Raw genomic sequence first — 14,829 nt, forward strand, 5'->3', positions numbered from 1 at the left:
ATATCTGCAATTTTCCATAAATGGCAATAAGTTTTATTGTATTTTTGCTTTGTGAAGATAGGGGGAGCTCATCAAATTGAGTTATCTTTGCGCCCTCAATCAGTTTTGAACGTAAGAATGAAGAAGTTAGCACTTTTCCCTTTACCGGGACATAACGAATATACACTTGCCAACGGTTTGCGTATTATCCATCAACCGGCCTATTCCAATGTAGCTTATTGTGGTTTTGCTGTTGATGCCGGAACCCGTGATGAACTTGAGAATGAACAAGGCATGGCGCACTTTGTGGAACATCTTATTTTTAAAGGTACACAGAAGCGGAAAGCCTGGCATATTCTCAATCGTATGGAGAATGTAGGTGGTGACCTGAATGCTTACACCAATAAAGAAGAGACGGTTATCTATTCTGCTTTCCTTACTGAGCACTTCGGCCGGGCCTTTGAACTGCTGGCGGATATTGTATTTCATTCCACCTTTCCGCAACGTGAGATTGAAAAGGAAACGGAGGTAATCATTGATGAAATCCAGTCTTACGAGGACACGCCTTCCGAACTTATTTTCGATGACTTCGAGGATTTGATCTTCCGCGGACATCCGCTGGGACGTAATATTTTGGGTAATCCTGAATTACTGAAAACGTTCCGGAGTGAAGATGCTGCTGCTTTCACTTCCCGCTTTTACCATCCGGGCAATATGGTTTTCTTTGTTTGGGGCGATTTGGATTTCAAGCAAGTCATCCGTTGGGCAGAGAAACTCCTTATAGATGTCCCTGCGGTATCGGTGGATAACCGTCGTATGCCTCCTCCTCTTTATACGCCTGAGAAACTCACTATACATAAAGATACGCATCAGGCTCATGTCATGATTGGCAGTCGTGGATACAATGCCTATGATGATAAACGTACAGCCCTTTATCTGCTGAACAATATTCTTGGGGGCCCGGGTATGAATAGTCGTCTGAACGTTTCTCTGCGTGAACGCCGGGGATTAGTTTATAATGTGGAGTCCAATCTGACTTCTTATACGGATACAGGTGTCTTCTGCACTTATTTCGGATGCGATCCTGAAGATGTGGATACATGTATGCGATTGGTAATGAAGGAACTTAAAAGCTTGCGTGATACCAAGATGACTTCCCAGCAACTGGCTGCTACCAAGAAGCAACTAATTGGACAGATAGGTGTAGCGTCGGATAATAATGAGAACAATGCCCTCGGTATGGCAAAGACCTTCCTGCATTATCATAAATATGAAACATCCGAAGCGGTTTATCAACGTATTGAACAACTTACTCCGGAGATTCTATTGGAAGTGGCGAATGAAATGTTTGCAGAAGATTATCTGTCGACGTTAATCTATCGCTGAGTATCCTTTATTGATTGGCATAAGGCAACGTCTGCAATCACAACTCCATGAACCGGTCGTAGATGTAATAACCTTTGTCGGATTTGAATACATATTCCTTGTTTATTTATGTAGCATTTTTTATCAGTCCGGTTTTCCCCATGCGGCGTGGACTCATCAAAGTGATGTTGCGTCCATTCCTTAAGGCAGAAATTAACTTCTGTGTGTCCTCTTTCCGGTCACAAAAATAGTCTGGTCCGGCATAACCGTAAACCAGAAAAGGATTCGTTATTCTATTCATAAGCAAAAGTTTATGTGCAGCGTAAAAAGTGTAGCACTTTTTACGCTACACTTTTTACGCAATAACTTTCGACTTCTGCAAATGTTTCAGAGTAAATTATGAGAATTAGTGTGAATCTGACTCGTTTTATTTAAATACCTGCTTCATCGGTCTTCCAATCCAAACTTGCGGTTGTTTCAGTCCGAAGATGTAGGCAATGGTAGAAGCAACGTCATATTGCATCATACTTTCGTGGAATTCACCGCTCTTCTTTACATTTTTACCGGAGATGATGAAAGGTGTCTGCATCTCGTTCATAGTTTTGCCGCCATGTCCTTTTTCAATGCCACCGTGGTCGGCAGTGACGATAAAGATAGTTTCTTTCAGCATGCCGGCATCTTTTACGGCTTGAATAATACGGGCTACATAGGTATCCAGTTCTTTCAGTTTGGCATAATACTCAGGAGTGTCGTGTCCGGCCTGGTGTCCTACGTGGTCAGGATTATCAAAACAGACGGCGAGTAGGGTTGGCTGTTTCTCTTTGATATAAGTTTCCGCCATTGTGCACAGGGCTTTGGGATGCTTATTGTAATCGGGAGCCTGCGCATAGTGGCTCAAAGAAAGTGTATCCACCAGATATTTGATACCGTCCCATTCGTACAGGCAACCGATTTCGGCTTCGGGCTGTGCATCGCGCAATAATTGGAAGATAGTGGGGAAAATGCCATGCTGATTGAGTACACGCGAAGGTAATTCGGGTGTTTTAGATCCCCATTGTGTGTACCCGTGCAGTTCAGGACCGGCTCCCATAAACATGGAAGCCCAGTTGATGGCACTTGAAGAGGGAAGTGCGGACCGCTTTTCGAGCGTATAGGCTCCGTCAGCCATCAGTTGCTTGATAGTAGGAATATCTGCCTTGGGAACACTATAGGCTCCCCAGCCATCCAAACCGATTAATACGACATGTTTTGCTTTTCCTTTAGCATTACAAGGAGCGGCAACTAACAGCACTGCAAGGATAGAGAGTGCCAATGTGATAGTAAATTTCTTCATGTTTTTCTACTTTTTACGTTAACTGCCGGCAAAGTTACGGAAATTATTATGCTGTATCTGCCAGTTTTATACGCGAAAGATGCCTCTATTGTCCGTGTATGGTGAAAAGAATATGCACGATAACTTTTCATGTTTTCAAGTGTTTTAAAATTGATCTTGAAGATTATTATGAATATAATTATTATATTTGCAATAATTTAAAATGTAATAATCATGAAGAGTGTACAAACAAATCCTTTTGTTATTGGTGCTTATGCTGGCAGTCATTACTTCTGCGATCGTGAAAGAGAAACTGATGAACTGATTCAAGACTTGATGAATGGACGCAATGTAGTATTGATTGCCCAGCGGCGTATGGGAAAGACCGGATTAATACTGCATACTTTTCATCAGGAAAAAATCAGTAAACATTATAATGTTTTCTTTATAGATATCTTTGCAACAGCCTCTATCCGTGAATTTATATATGCTTTCGGCAATGCTATTATTGACCAGTTGAAGCCGCGTGGCAGGAAATTCCTGGATCAGTTTCTGCAAACCATTACTTCCTTGCGCCCTGCTGTGAAAATAGACGCTTTGACAGGTGAACCCACTTTAGAGATAGGTCTAAGCGTATCTTCAGTCGATACGACTTTAGATGAAATCTTTGCCTATCTCAATGCTGCTGATAAACCCTGTATTGTTGCTTTTGATGAGTTTCAGCAAATAAACCACTATGCCGAAAAAAACATGGAAGCCTTGTTGCGCACGCAGATACAGCATTGTCCGAACGCGCGTTTTATTTTTGCCGGTAGCGAACCGAGTTTATTGGTCGATATGTTTAATAGTGCCAATCGCCCTTTTTACCAGAGTACCTTTACCTTGCACCTCGAAAGCATACCTTTGGAAAAATATATCGAATTTGTCAAGATGCATTTCTGTGAGCATGGGAAAGTTGTAGATGCTGCCTTGGTGGAAATAGCTTATCATAGTTTTGAAGGTATTACACTTTACCTGCAAATGCTGATGAACGAAGTGTTTTTGCTCACTGAAAAGGGAGGAACTGCTACGGTGGCTTATTTTGAAATTGCTTTGACTTCTCTTATTAGAAAACAAAATTTCATCTATCAATCTATTTTTGCCGACTTAACCGAACGCCAGCGCGAAATCATTCGTGCGATAGCTGCTGAAGACATAGCAGTCAATGTAACTTCCGGTGAGTTTGTGCGAAAGTATCATTTGAAATCACCCAGTTCCGTACAATCTGCCTTGAAAGGGCTTTCCGGTAAAGGAATGGTGAGTAAGACTCTTGATGGATATGTTATTAATGACCGGTTGCTTAAGTTCTGGGTAAAACGATATTCGGTCTGATGAAGTCCACAGAGGAGAATTTTTTATATCGGGTTCATCAAATGTTGTTTCAGGCACTGTTACAGTCAGGCGAATGCTGTTGGCTGACAACTTCCGTCGGTACTGCAAAAGCTGAGATAAGCAATCAGTTCATTGTTCTGCTAGTCAGCCGGAAGTTGCAGTACGGCATGACAACCGGAACGTAGGGCGGCTTCCGTATCGTAAACGGCTGTTTCTTTATTTTTGTTATACACCAGTACATAGCTATATCCGTATCTTCTGCATTCCCCATGCCGCTATTGTCCTGCCAGTTAAAGTACATTTGATCCTCATTCTGTGTGGCTGTTCCCTCGAATGCGGGCATTAGGGTTCCTATGGAGACCAATGCCCGGTTAAAGTCAATCGAGGTTTCTTTCCCATTGCCCGTCACGGCTCTTTTCAGTGTATAGGACATGGCAGCATTGAATGCGGGCTTTTCCTGCGTAAATTCCTTATAGCCGATACGAATAAAAGGTTTTATGGCTTTCAGGAAACTGAATGCCGTGGCAAACTTACCTCTCTGTTCCTGCTGTTTCGGTGTGCGTGGATTACTGACTTTGGCCGCCCGTGCACGTATGTAGTATTTTGATTTCCAGTGAAACCCTACTATCGGTCCCACTTTGCCGGAGAAGCCTCCGAGTATGCCTTGATTGATAATTCCCATGGTGTCGCATTTTAAATTGGTTATTCTGTTTCTGACGTAAAGGTATACATTTTTATTTCCTTCAGCCAAACGATTTTAGCGGTTTGTCTTCATGAATGTGATATTTGCGTCCGTTTGCAGCGATTTGCTTAGTTGGCTATTCTTGCTTGGGATCGATGGCCTAAAATATCTGCTTCTTATCTGGGATATACTTGCTCCGTATCAAATCCATACTTTCTCCACATAGAAGTACCTCTGAGTGGAGATTGTACGGAGCAAGTATGTCGCAGATATGTCTTGAGTAAGGTAAAGGGTAAGAGTTTAGAAGTCAATTTTTATTCTTCAGTCTGTTTTAGAGGGTTCAAGTCTTCGCATACTGAATTCACAACCGCAATATTGCTGGTTATAGAAATCATGCTCTTTGAGAAGCTGGTTTCGTCGGTCTTGTAATCCTCCTTTTCGCCAGTTTTGTTTCCAGAAAGTGGTTCCGGGGTAAAGGGCGGCGGCTCTACGTCCCGCTTCGTTGATCTGATCGAGGCTTTTCCAGCGGGAAGAGGCAAGGGTAGTGGTGAACAGGGTGAAACCGTGCTTGGAGGCATAACGGGCAGTTTCAGCCAAACGAAGGTTGAAACATTTCAGGCAACGGCCACCTCGTTCGGGCTCATCCTCCATTCCTTGCATGGAGGTGCGCCAGAATGAGTAATCGTAGTCGCCATCTATAAAGTCAAGTCCTAACCCCTGAACATAACGGATGGCCTCGGATTTCCGGATTTCATATTCGGTCTGAGGGTAGATATTGGGGTTGTAATAAAACACGGTGGGGCGGATGCCGTTAGCAAGCAGGCATTCGATAATGGCAGAAGAACAAGGTGCGCAACAAGAGTGGAGCAGCACCTTGTCTTCATGGTTAGGAGTTTGAAGCTTTAACATCATCTTTTCGTCTTTTTAGGTACGTATTTATACCTTCAGTTTTATTTTAGCCTTCACCAGTAGTCCGGTCAGTTGGACAATGATGAGGGAGAATATGAGTGATCTTAATAAGCCGGGGGCATCTGCATTCAGAAACTCGGGGTAGTGCCAATCCAATAATTGTTGGGCGGCGTACCATACGTATGGAATGATATAGCACGTCAGCGTAGCGGTTCCCGCAGGTTTGATGATATCGAACCAGGGTGTTTTACCTTTTACATCCGTCAGCCAATAGAACAGGCCGAACAACGGGAAGAATGCGGCAAGACAATAGAACAGCCAGCTCGGAGTGGCCTGTATCTTTGAGATAATCCAGTGGGGGTGCGAGCAAAGTGCAGCGATGAGCATGATGACACCTAAGGCACAAAGGATAACAATGAATTTACGCGGATGTTCCCGGTCGGCATATTTCTGCATCAACAGGGAAGTGAGTACCCCCGACATACCGAATGCATGCAGCGTCCAGTCACTGGGGATGAAAGGCAGAAGGATGATGCGTAAACCATATTCCTGTGGGATCAGGTTAGAGTGACTGATCACCGCAAGGGGCATGACGACCAGCCATGCTATGACATTTTTGCGCAAACTTTCGCGGGTGAACAGGTAGATACCGGCACACACGACATACGTCCAGCCGATAAGTCCCAGAATGCCCCACCAACCTTGATGGAAAGGTTTCCCGTTTAAATCTTTATATAGAACGAGGAATGCCAACAAGGCAATACCAAGCACCTTCATTGCGATGAATAGGTACTTTTTTGCCCCTTCAGCCTTCGGATAAACGGCCCAGACCAGGAAAAAGCCGATAACCATCAGGATGCAGAACCACTGGTGGGAAATGCCACCTGCTATGCCACCCGAATTAAGTGAAAATAGCCCCATAGCGATGAGTGCCACCGTACGCCAGAAGATATGGGCAATGACCTGAAGTGTAGTATCTCCTTTTCGGTAACGGTTCTGGATGGCAAAAGAGACAGACATGCCCATGCAAAACAGGAATGCGGGAAAAATGGTGTCGGAGAATCCCATCATATCTTCGTTGATGTCGGCATGTTCAAGCCAGTGGGGGATGTTCTTCAGACCGGGGATGTCATTCACGAAGAGCATGAGAAACATGGTGAGTGCGCGGAATACATCAACCGCGGCCACTCGTTGAGGTGCTAAGTTTTTCATTATAGAATACATTTGGGGGTTAATGCTGCAAATATAGGAAACTAATTTTTTATATTTGTCCCCATGAAGGTAAAACTGCTGATATTTCTCGGACTGGTTTTAGTAGGCATTCATGGAATGTCTGCTTCGGTGGATATTCCTGCAATGGATAGATGGTCTGCTGCCTTGGATGAGGCTATCGGGGCGCATCAGGAATATGTGGCAGTGCGGGAAGCTCGTATTGAAGCTTTGAGGCAGCAATTGTTGCAGACAGATATGGAGGCGTCGGAGTATTTCCGTCTGAATGGAGAAATGTTTCAGGAATACAAGGCATATATATGCGATTCAGCCCTTCTTTATCTGGGCCGCAATTTGCGCTGGGCGCAGCGCCACGGTGAACAGGAAACAGTGGATGAAACCCGCATCCGACGGGCGCACCTGATGTCTTCGGCAGGTATGTATAAGGAAGCTTCTGAGGATTTGGAACAGATAAATCCTTCCGGACTCTCTTCCCGTCTGTTGCCCGATTATTACGAAAATTACCGTCATTTATACGGTGAATTGGGGGCATATACGCAAGATGCTTTCCGTCGTAACCGCTATTATGGTTTGTCTGCCGCTTATGAGGACTCACTGATGCAGGTGCTTTCCCCTGCCTTCGCCCTTTATCCGGAACGCAGAGAGATGCAGGCAGCTGCTGCCGGTAGGTTAGAGGAAGCTTTGAAGATAAACGATGACCGCTTGGCAAGTGTGCGCCCCGATACTCCGGAGTATGCGTTGATAACGTATCACCGTTCTTTGCTGTATCATCGCCTGGGGGACCTGGAGAAAGCAAAATATTATCTGGCTTTGTCCGCTTTGACGGATATCCGCCTTGCGATTACAGACCATGCCTCCCTGTGGACTTTGGCACAATTGCTCTATGAGGAAGGAGACATCGAACGTGCTTATCGCTATATCCGTTTTTCGTGGAATGAAACCAATCATTACAATGCCCGTAGCCGCAGTTTGCAGACAGCCGGCATTCTATCGCTTATAGATCTTACCTATCAGGCTATGCAGGAGAAACAGAATGAACGTCTTCGTTTTTATCTCTGGATGATTAGTATTCTATCTCTGCTGTTGGTCGTAGCTGTTGTCTGGATTTACAGGCAGATGAAGCATCTCTCTGTCGCCCGGGCTCATTTGGAGCAGGCGAATGAACAGTTGCAAATGTCTAATCATATCAAAGAAGAATATATCGGGCGCTTCCTGAAACTCTGTTCTACCTACATCGACCGACTGGATGCTTACCGGCGCATGGTAAACAAGAAGCTTATCGGCGGGCAGATGGAAGAACTCCTGAAAATGGTACGTTCACGAGATGTGCTCGACACGGATCTGAAAGAATTATATGGGAACTTTGATACGGCTTTCCTGCACCTTTTCCCTGATTTTGTAGGAAAATTCAATGAACTGCTTCAACCGGAAGAGCGGATCATACTCCGCAAAGGCGAACTTCTGAATACTGAATTACGTATTTTTGCTTTAATCCGATTGGGCATTGACGATAGTTCGCAGATTGCCGAATTTCTCCGTTACTCCGTCAATACAATCTATAATTACCGCGCCAAAGTGAAAAACAAAGCTTGTGTTTCGCGTGATGACTTTGAAACATGCGTTATGAAGATACGCTAAGCATACGTCATTACCTTATTTCCTATCCACTTTTTTACTTTCTCTATTGATTTTTATCTGCCTGTTCTTTAGAGGGTTATCTTCGCTGTATATTTCATCTTATCCACATATTCATAATGCGGAGGTACGTAATGTCTTTATCTTGCCTACCTTTGGGGGAGATTAATTAACCCTTGAAAAACATACATGAATTTGAAATTACCTCTTTTATTAGGATGCTGTTTGTTGGTTGCTACTACAACCTGTGCCGGGACTTCCGGTTCATTGGGTGAGGATGCTCCGGGAAAAAACAAAGCGGAAGTTTACATTACGACTGCCGATCGGCAGCAAAGCTTTAACCACATTACTCAAGAGCTTTCCAAAGTCTCTGCATCTGAGTCTGTAATCACTATAAATCCTACGGTGCGGTATCAGGAGATGGATGGTTTCGGAGCTGCTGTTACAGGTTCTACCTGCTATAATCTGATGCAGATGACACCGACCGACCGTACGAAATTCCTGACTGAAACGTTTTTTGATAAAAATGGGCTGGGATTTAGTTATATCCGCATTTCTATTGGTTGTTCCGACTTTTCACTGAGCGAGTATACCTGTTGCGATACAAAAGGAATTGAGAATTTCGCTCTGCAAACTGAAGAGAAAGAATATGTAATACCTATTTTAAAAGATATTCTTGCTCTTAATCCCACTATCAAAATATTAGGTTCTCCGTGGACATGCCCCAAGTGGATGAAGGTGAATAACCTGGAAGAAAGGAAACCATTTGATTCCTGGACAAGCGGACAATTGAATCCGGATTATTATTCTGATTATGCTACTTACTTTGTGAAGTGGATACAGGCATTCCGTGATGAAGGTATTGAAATCTACTCCGTCACTCCACAGAATGAACCGTTAAATAGGGGTAATTCTGCTTCTTTGTTCATGGGTTGGAAAGAAGAACAAGCTTTTGTCCGCGATGCTCTCGGTCCTGCTTTCAAGGCTGCCGGACTGGATACGAAGATTTATGCTTTCGACCATAATTACAACTATGATAATATGGCCGATCAGCAGGAGTATCCTGTTAGAATGTATGATGATGAAGTGGCTGCTGCTTTCCTTACCGGAGCTGCTTATCACAACTATGGAGGCAGACGTGAGGAATTGAATAACATTCAGCAGAAACGTCCCGATAAAGAACTTATCTTTACGGAAACTTCTATCGGCATGTGGAATGACGGACGCAACCTGGAAAGGCGTTTGATGGAGGATATGCGCGAGGTGGCTCTTGGTACGGTAAACAATTGGTGTAAAGGCGTCATTGTCTGGAATCTGATGCTGGACGATGAACGTGGACCCTGGCGTGAAGGTGGTTGTAAAACCTGCTACGGAGCTGTTGATATTAATCGTGGGGACTATAAGACGATGACTTACAATTCTCATTATTATATTATCGGGCATCTGTCGTCCGTAGTAAAACCGGGTGCAGTTCGTGTGGAAAGTAAAGGTGTTGACGAGAAAGGATTAATGTACTCTGCATTTGAAAATCCCGATGGAACCGTTGCTTTTGTACTCTTGAATGAGGGAAATGAGGAAACTCGCCTGACTGTAACGGATGGAAAGAATTATGTAGATTGTGTGGTGCCTGCCAAAGCAGTAGCCTCTTATCGCTGGAAGAAATAATCTTATAGTATTAGAATATCATGTTGAAATCGATTTTAGTGGGTACATCCCTTTTAGCAGCTTCTCTGATGTTGGGGAGTTGTGGTGAAAAGGCAGAAAAAATACAGGATTTTGCTGAGTTTATAACCATTCAGGGGCAAGACCTGATAAAACCTGATGGTACGAAACTCTTTATCATGGGTACCAATCTGGGCAATTGGCTGAATCCGGAAGGGTATATGTTTAAGTTTAACAAAACGAATTCTCCCCGGTTTATCAATGAAATGTTCTGCCAATTGGTAGGACCCGACTTTACTGCTGAGTTTTGGAAAGCTTTCAAAGACAATTATATCATTCGTGAAGATATTCAGTTTATTAAGAATACAGGTGCGAATACCATTCGTCTTCCATTCCATTATAAGCTTTTCACGGATGAGGACTTTATGGGGTTGACTGCCGGTCAGGATGGTTTTGCCCGTGTAGACAGTGTTGTGGAATGGTGCCGTGAAGCCGATCTTTATCTGATTCTTGATATGCATGATGCTCCGGGTGGACAAACGGGTGATAATATAGATGATAGCTACGGATATCCTTGGTTGTTTGAAAGTGAAGCCAGCCAGCAATTGTATTGCGATATCTGGCGCAAGATTGCAGACCGGTATAAGAATGAACCGGTGATTCTCGGTTATGAGCTTTTCAATGAACCTATCGCTCCGTATTTTCCGAATATGGAAGAATTGAACGGTAAACTGGAAGATATTTATAAGAAAGGGGTAGCTGCTATCCGCGAGGTGGACAATAACCATATTATTCTGTTGGGTGGCGCTCAGTGGAACGGTAACTTCAAGCCGTTCAAGGATTCTAAGTTTGATGATAAAATAATGTATACTTGCCATCGTTATGGAGGTGATCCTACTAAAGATGATATTCAAACTATAATAGACTTCCGCGACAGTGTGAACTTACCAATGTATATGGGTGAGATAGGACATAACACGGACGAATGGCAAGCTGCTTTTTGCCAGACGATGCGTGAGAATAATATCGGTTATACCTTCTGGCCGTATAAGAAGATGGATGGTTCCAGCTTTGTAGGTATTACTCCGCCGGAAAATTGGGCGAATATCCTTTATTTCTCCGAATCTCCACGCACATCTTATAAAGAAATCCGGGATGCCCGTCCCGACCAGATGATGGTACGCAAGGCAATGATGGATTTCATTGAGGCTTGCAAACTGAAGAACTGTGTGGTGCAGGAAGGGTATATTCAGTCGTTAGGTATGAAATAATCACTAATAAACTAATTATTTATCCATATGAAAAAAGTATTATTCGGTTTGGCATTCACTGTTGCTCTTCCACTCTTGGTGCAGCAGAAACCCGTATATCTGGATGCTACCAAACCTATCGAAGAAAGAGTAGAAGATGCGTTGCAAAGGCTGACTTTGGAAGAAAAGGTAGCTATGGTACATGCACAAAGTAAATTCAGTAGTGCAGGAGTGCCCCGCTTGGGTATTCCGGAAAATTGGATGACAGATGGTCCTCATGGTATCCGTCCCGAAGTACTTTGGGATGAGTGGGATCAGGCAGGGTGGACCAATGACTCTTGTGTAGCTTATCCGGCATTGACTTGTCTGGCTGCTACATGGAATCCCGATATGTCCCTGCTTTACGGAAAAAGTATCGGTGAAGAGGCGCGTTATCGCAACAAGAATGTTCTTTTGGGACCTGGTGTCAACATTTACCGTACTCCGCTGAATGGACGTAACTTTGAGTATATGGGTGAAGATCCCTATCTGGCTTCTCGTATGGTGGTTCCTTACGTGCAAGGCGTACAGCAAAATGGTGTAGCTGCCTGTGTAAAGCATTATGCGCTGAATAACCAGGAAATCAACCGTCATACCACCAATGTTATAGTGGACGACCGTGCTCTTTATGAAATCTATCTGCCGGCTTTTAAAGCTGCTGTTCAGGAAGGTAAAACTTGGGCCATAATGGGGGCTTATAATCTCTATAAAGGACAGCATGCTTGCCATAATCAGTATTTGTTGAATGATATTTTGAAAGGTGAGTGGGGATTTGATGGTGTTGTGGTTTCCGACTGGGGTGGTGTGCATGATACGAATCAGGCCATTAAGAATGGTCTCGATATGGAATTCGGTAGTTGGACGGATGGTCTTGCAAATGGCAGCAGTAATGCTTATGATAATTATTATCTGGCTATGCCTTATCTGGAGCGCATTAAATCCGGGAAAGTGGGTACGAATGAATTGGATGATAAGGTGCGCCGCATTTTGCGCCTGAGTTTCCGTACAACAATGGATATGAACCGTCCTCTGGGTTCCATGCTTTCTCCAGAACATTATGAGGCTGCCCGCCGTATTGGTGAGGAGGGGATTGTGTTGTTACAAAATAAGGGTGCTTTGTTGCCTATTGACTTGAATAAAGCAAAGAAAATTGCCGTTATCGGCGAGAATGCTGTGAAGATGATGACTGTAGGCGGTGGTAGTTCTTCTTTGAAAGTTCAGCGTGAGTTGTCTCCATTAGATGGTATTAAGAAGCGTGTAGGGGATAAAGTAGAAGTCGTTTATGCTCGTGGTTACGTAGGTGATGCCCGTGGTGAATATAATGGTGTGGTAACAGGTCAGAATTTGAAAGACGACCGTACACCGGAGGAATTGATTGCCGAAGCTGTAAAGGTTGCAGAAGATGCTGATTATGTAATTTTCATCGGTGGACTGAATAAGAGTAATAATCAGGATTGTGAGGATACTGACCGTGTCGGTCTGGATTTACCCTATGGACAGGATCATGTTATTTCGGCTTTGGCAAATGCTAATAAGAATCTTGTAGTTATTAATATCTCCGGTAATGCCGTAGCTATGCCTTGGGTTGCGGAAGTTCCTTCTGTGTTGCAGGCCTGGTTTTTGGGTTCGGAAGCAGGGAGTTCCATTGCAGCTATATTGATGGGTGATGTCAATCCTTCCGGTAGACTACCTTTCACTTTCCCTGCACGTTTGGAAGATGTTCCGGCTCATAGTGTAGGTGAGTATTTCGCTGACCGTAGTAAGAAAGTAGTGGATATGAAGTATAATGAAGGCATCTTTGTAGGTTATCGTTGGACGGACAAACAGAAGAAGGTGAAACCATTGTTCCCTTTCGGGCATGGATTGTCTTATACGACATTTGTTTATAGCAGGCCTATTGCTGACAAGAAGATAATATCTGTTAATGATGAGATCAACTTTACTGTAACTGTGAAGAATACAGGTGAACGTGAAGGTCACGAAGTCGTACAGTTATATATCAGCGATAAGAAATCTTCTTTGCCTCGTCCGGTAAAGGAACTGAAAGGTTTCAAAAAAGTGAAACTGGCTCCGGGCGAAGAGAAAGATGTCACATTTACTATAGATAAAGAAGCTTTGAGTTACTTTGATGATATTCAGCATACCTGGGTAGCTGAACCGGGTAAGTTTGAGGCGATTATTGCTGCTTCGGCAGCGGATATAAAAGGTGTAGTACCTTTTGAATTAAAATAGACGTGCTGAAAGAAGATTCTTCTTTTCATTAGTTATTATCAAGGATAGAGTAGAACGATAGGGCGAGACCATGAGGTTAACGCCCTATTTTATTTTTATAATGGAGGTGAGAATATAAAGTGTATAATGTCGTAATTAATACAAAATTATTTCTTATAAAAAATTGTATTGATATCTTGTAATAGCCTTTAGAAAAGTGTGTAGGGCATGCTTGATCTGTAAACTTGTATATTAGCGATTGTATAACTTGTATATAATGATAATCTATTGTCTTTTCATATATTAAATAATTTGAATTTGTTTCTCTCATAAGTTTCGGATATTGAAACAATTATATTTTTAATATTCATATATTGAAACTGATGTTCTTAAAAAACTCCTTTTTCTTGTTTCAGCAACTTATCTACTAAACAATCACTTAAATAGTAGTCTTCCTACTTTTTTAGTGCCTATAACAGAAATAGATACAATTTACTGTCTCCCTTATTACTCCGATATTTGCATACTGAGATTTTAGGCTATTTTCGGTTCGTTTCGGGCTGTGACACGGATTTGGCCGATAGAATGATTTTAAAATAAAAATGAGAATTAGATGAAGAAAATACTAGTATGCATATTATTCATATTGGGATTATTTCCAGCCGAGAGTAAGGCTCAGAAGATTGCTTTTTACAGCAATCTTCTTTACGATGCCACTACTACCATGAATCTTGGTTTGGAAGTGGCTTTGGTACGTAGGTGGACATTGGATATTCCGGTGAATTATAATCCATGGAAGTTTGATGAAACTCGCTTGAAGCACTGGGGCATACAACCGGAGCTTCGTTACTGGTTCTGCGAAAGTTTCAACCGCACGTTCATTGGGTTGCATGCTCACTATGCCGACTTCAATGTAGGTGGGTTGCCCGACTGGCCGCTTATCAGCGAAAATATGCAGAATATGCGCTATCAGGGACATCTGTATGGAGGCGGTATTTCGATAGGACACTCATGGATATTGAAGAAGCGCTGGAGCATTGAGGCTTCCCTTGGGTTGGGGTATGCACGCATCATATATGAAAAGTATCCCTGTGCAACGTGTGGCACTAAACAGAAAGATACCAGTAAGAACTATGTGGGACCTACAAAAGCGAGTGTATCACTTATTTACGTAATTAAATAGA

At 43.1% G+C, this 14,829-nt stretch carries 12 protein-coding genes; 7 read left to right on the forward strand and 5 right to left on the reverse strand.

Annotated features, from left to right (window positions below; genetic code table 11):
- Positions 1-117: 117 nt before the first annotated feature.
- Positions 118-1,365 (forward strand): M16 family metallopeptidase, encoded by a 1,248-nt coding sequence (locus BACINT_RS06010; RefSeq protein ID WP_007661383.1) that lies wholly within the window; start codon positions 118-120, stop codon positions 1,363-1,365.
- Between the two features lie 106 nt (positions 1,366-1,471).
- On the opposite strand, the gene BACINT_RS06015 is transcribed toward BACINT_RS06010, so the two are convergent.
- A complete protein-coding gene (locus BACINT_RS06015; RefSeq protein WP_007661385.1) occupies positions 1,472-1,645 on the reverse strand; it encodes a hypothetical protein in 174 nt (57 codons plus the stop codon).
- Positions 1,646-1,771: 126 nt separating this feature from the next.
- Complete coding sequence (locus tag BACINT_RS06020; protein WP_007661386.1) at positions 1,772-2,677, reverse strand: alkaline phosphatase; 906 nt, start codon at positions 2,675-2,677, stop codon at positions 1,772-1,774.
- Between the two features lie 213 nt (positions 2,678-2,890).
- On the opposite strand from BACINT_RS06020, the gene BACINT_RS06025 reads away from it, so the two are divergent.
- Positions 2,891-4,027, forward strand: a complete 1,137-nt coding sequence (locus BACINT_RS06025; protein ID WP_007661388.1) for an AAA family ATPase — start codon at positions 2,891-2,893, stop codon at positions 4,025-4,027.
- Positions 4,028-4,151: 124 nt separating this feature from the next.
- Here the strand turns inward: BACINT_RS06025 and BACINT_RS06030 are convergent, their stop codons facing one another.
- The 3 genes from BACINT_RS06030 to BACINT_RS06040 form a co-directional block, all read right to left on the reverse strand.
- The gene (locus BACINT_RS06030) at positions 4,152-4,709 is read right to left on the reverse strand and encodes a DUF6266 family protein (protein WP_007661390.1); all 558 of its coding nucleotides are present in this window, start codon (positions 4,707-4,709) and stop codon (positions 4,152-4,154) included.
- A gap of 321 nt (positions 4,710-5,030) precedes the next feature.
- A complete protein-coding gene (locus tag BACINT_RS06035) occupies positions 5,031-5,618 on the reverse strand; it encodes an epoxyqueuosine reductase QueH (protein WP_021967861.1) in 588 nt (195 codons plus the stop codon).
- A 27-nt stretch (positions 5,619-5,645) separates the two neighbouring features.
- The gene (locus tag BACINT_RS06040; RefSeq protein ID WP_007661392.1) at positions 5,646-6,830 is read right to left on the reverse strand and encodes a DUF5009 domain-containing protein; all 1,185 of its coding nucleotides are present in this window, start codon (positions 6,828-6,830) and stop codon (positions 5,646-5,648) included.
- A gap of 63 nt (positions 6,831-6,893) precedes the next feature.
- Here BACINT_RS06040 and BACINT_RS06045 point away from each other — a divergent pair, with 63 nt between their 5' ends.
- The 5 genes from BACINT_RS06045 (at position 6,894) to BACINT_RS06065 (ending at position 14,828) form a co-directional block, all read left to right on the forward strand.
- The gene (locus BACINT_RS06045) at positions 6,894-8,486 is read left to right on the forward strand and encodes a DUF6377 domain-containing protein (protein ID WP_007661394.1); all 1,593 of its coding nucleotides are present in this window, start codon (positions 6,894-6,896) and stop codon (positions 8,484-8,486) included.
- A 186-nt stretch (positions 8,487-8,672) separates the two neighbouring features.
- Positions 8,673-10,148, forward strand: a complete 1,476-nt coding sequence (locus tag BACINT_RS06050; RefSeq protein ID WP_007661396.1) for a glycoside hydrolase family 30 protein — start codon at positions 8,673-8,675, stop codon at positions 10,146-10,148.
- A gap of 20 nt (positions 10,149-10,168) precedes the next feature.
- On the forward strand, positions 10,169-11,416 hold the full coding sequence (locus BACINT_RS06055) for a glycoside hydrolase family 5 protein (protein ID WP_007661397.1): 1,248 nt from the start codon (positions 10,169-10,171) through the stop codon (positions 11,414-11,416).
- Between the two features lie 27 nt (positions 11,417-11,443).
- A complete protein-coding gene (locus tag BACINT_RS06060; RefSeq protein ID WP_007661399.1) occupies positions 11,444-13,666 on the forward strand; it encodes a glycoside hydrolase family 3 C-terminal domain-containing protein in 2,223 nt (740 codons plus the stop codon).
- A gap of 592 nt (positions 13,667-14,258) precedes the next feature.
- A complete protein-coding gene (locus tag BACINT_RS06065; protein ID WP_007661401.1) occupies positions 14,259-14,828 on the forward strand; it encodes a DUF3575 domain-containing protein in 570 nt (189 codons plus the stop codon).
- Position 14,829: the final 1 nt, after the last annotated feature.

This window comes from Bacteroides intestinalis DSM 17393, from assembly GCF_000172175.1.
GTDB classification, from domain to species: domain Bacteria; phylum Bacteroidota; class Bacteroidia; order Bacteroidales; family Bacteroidaceae; genus Bacteroides; species Bacteroides intestinalis.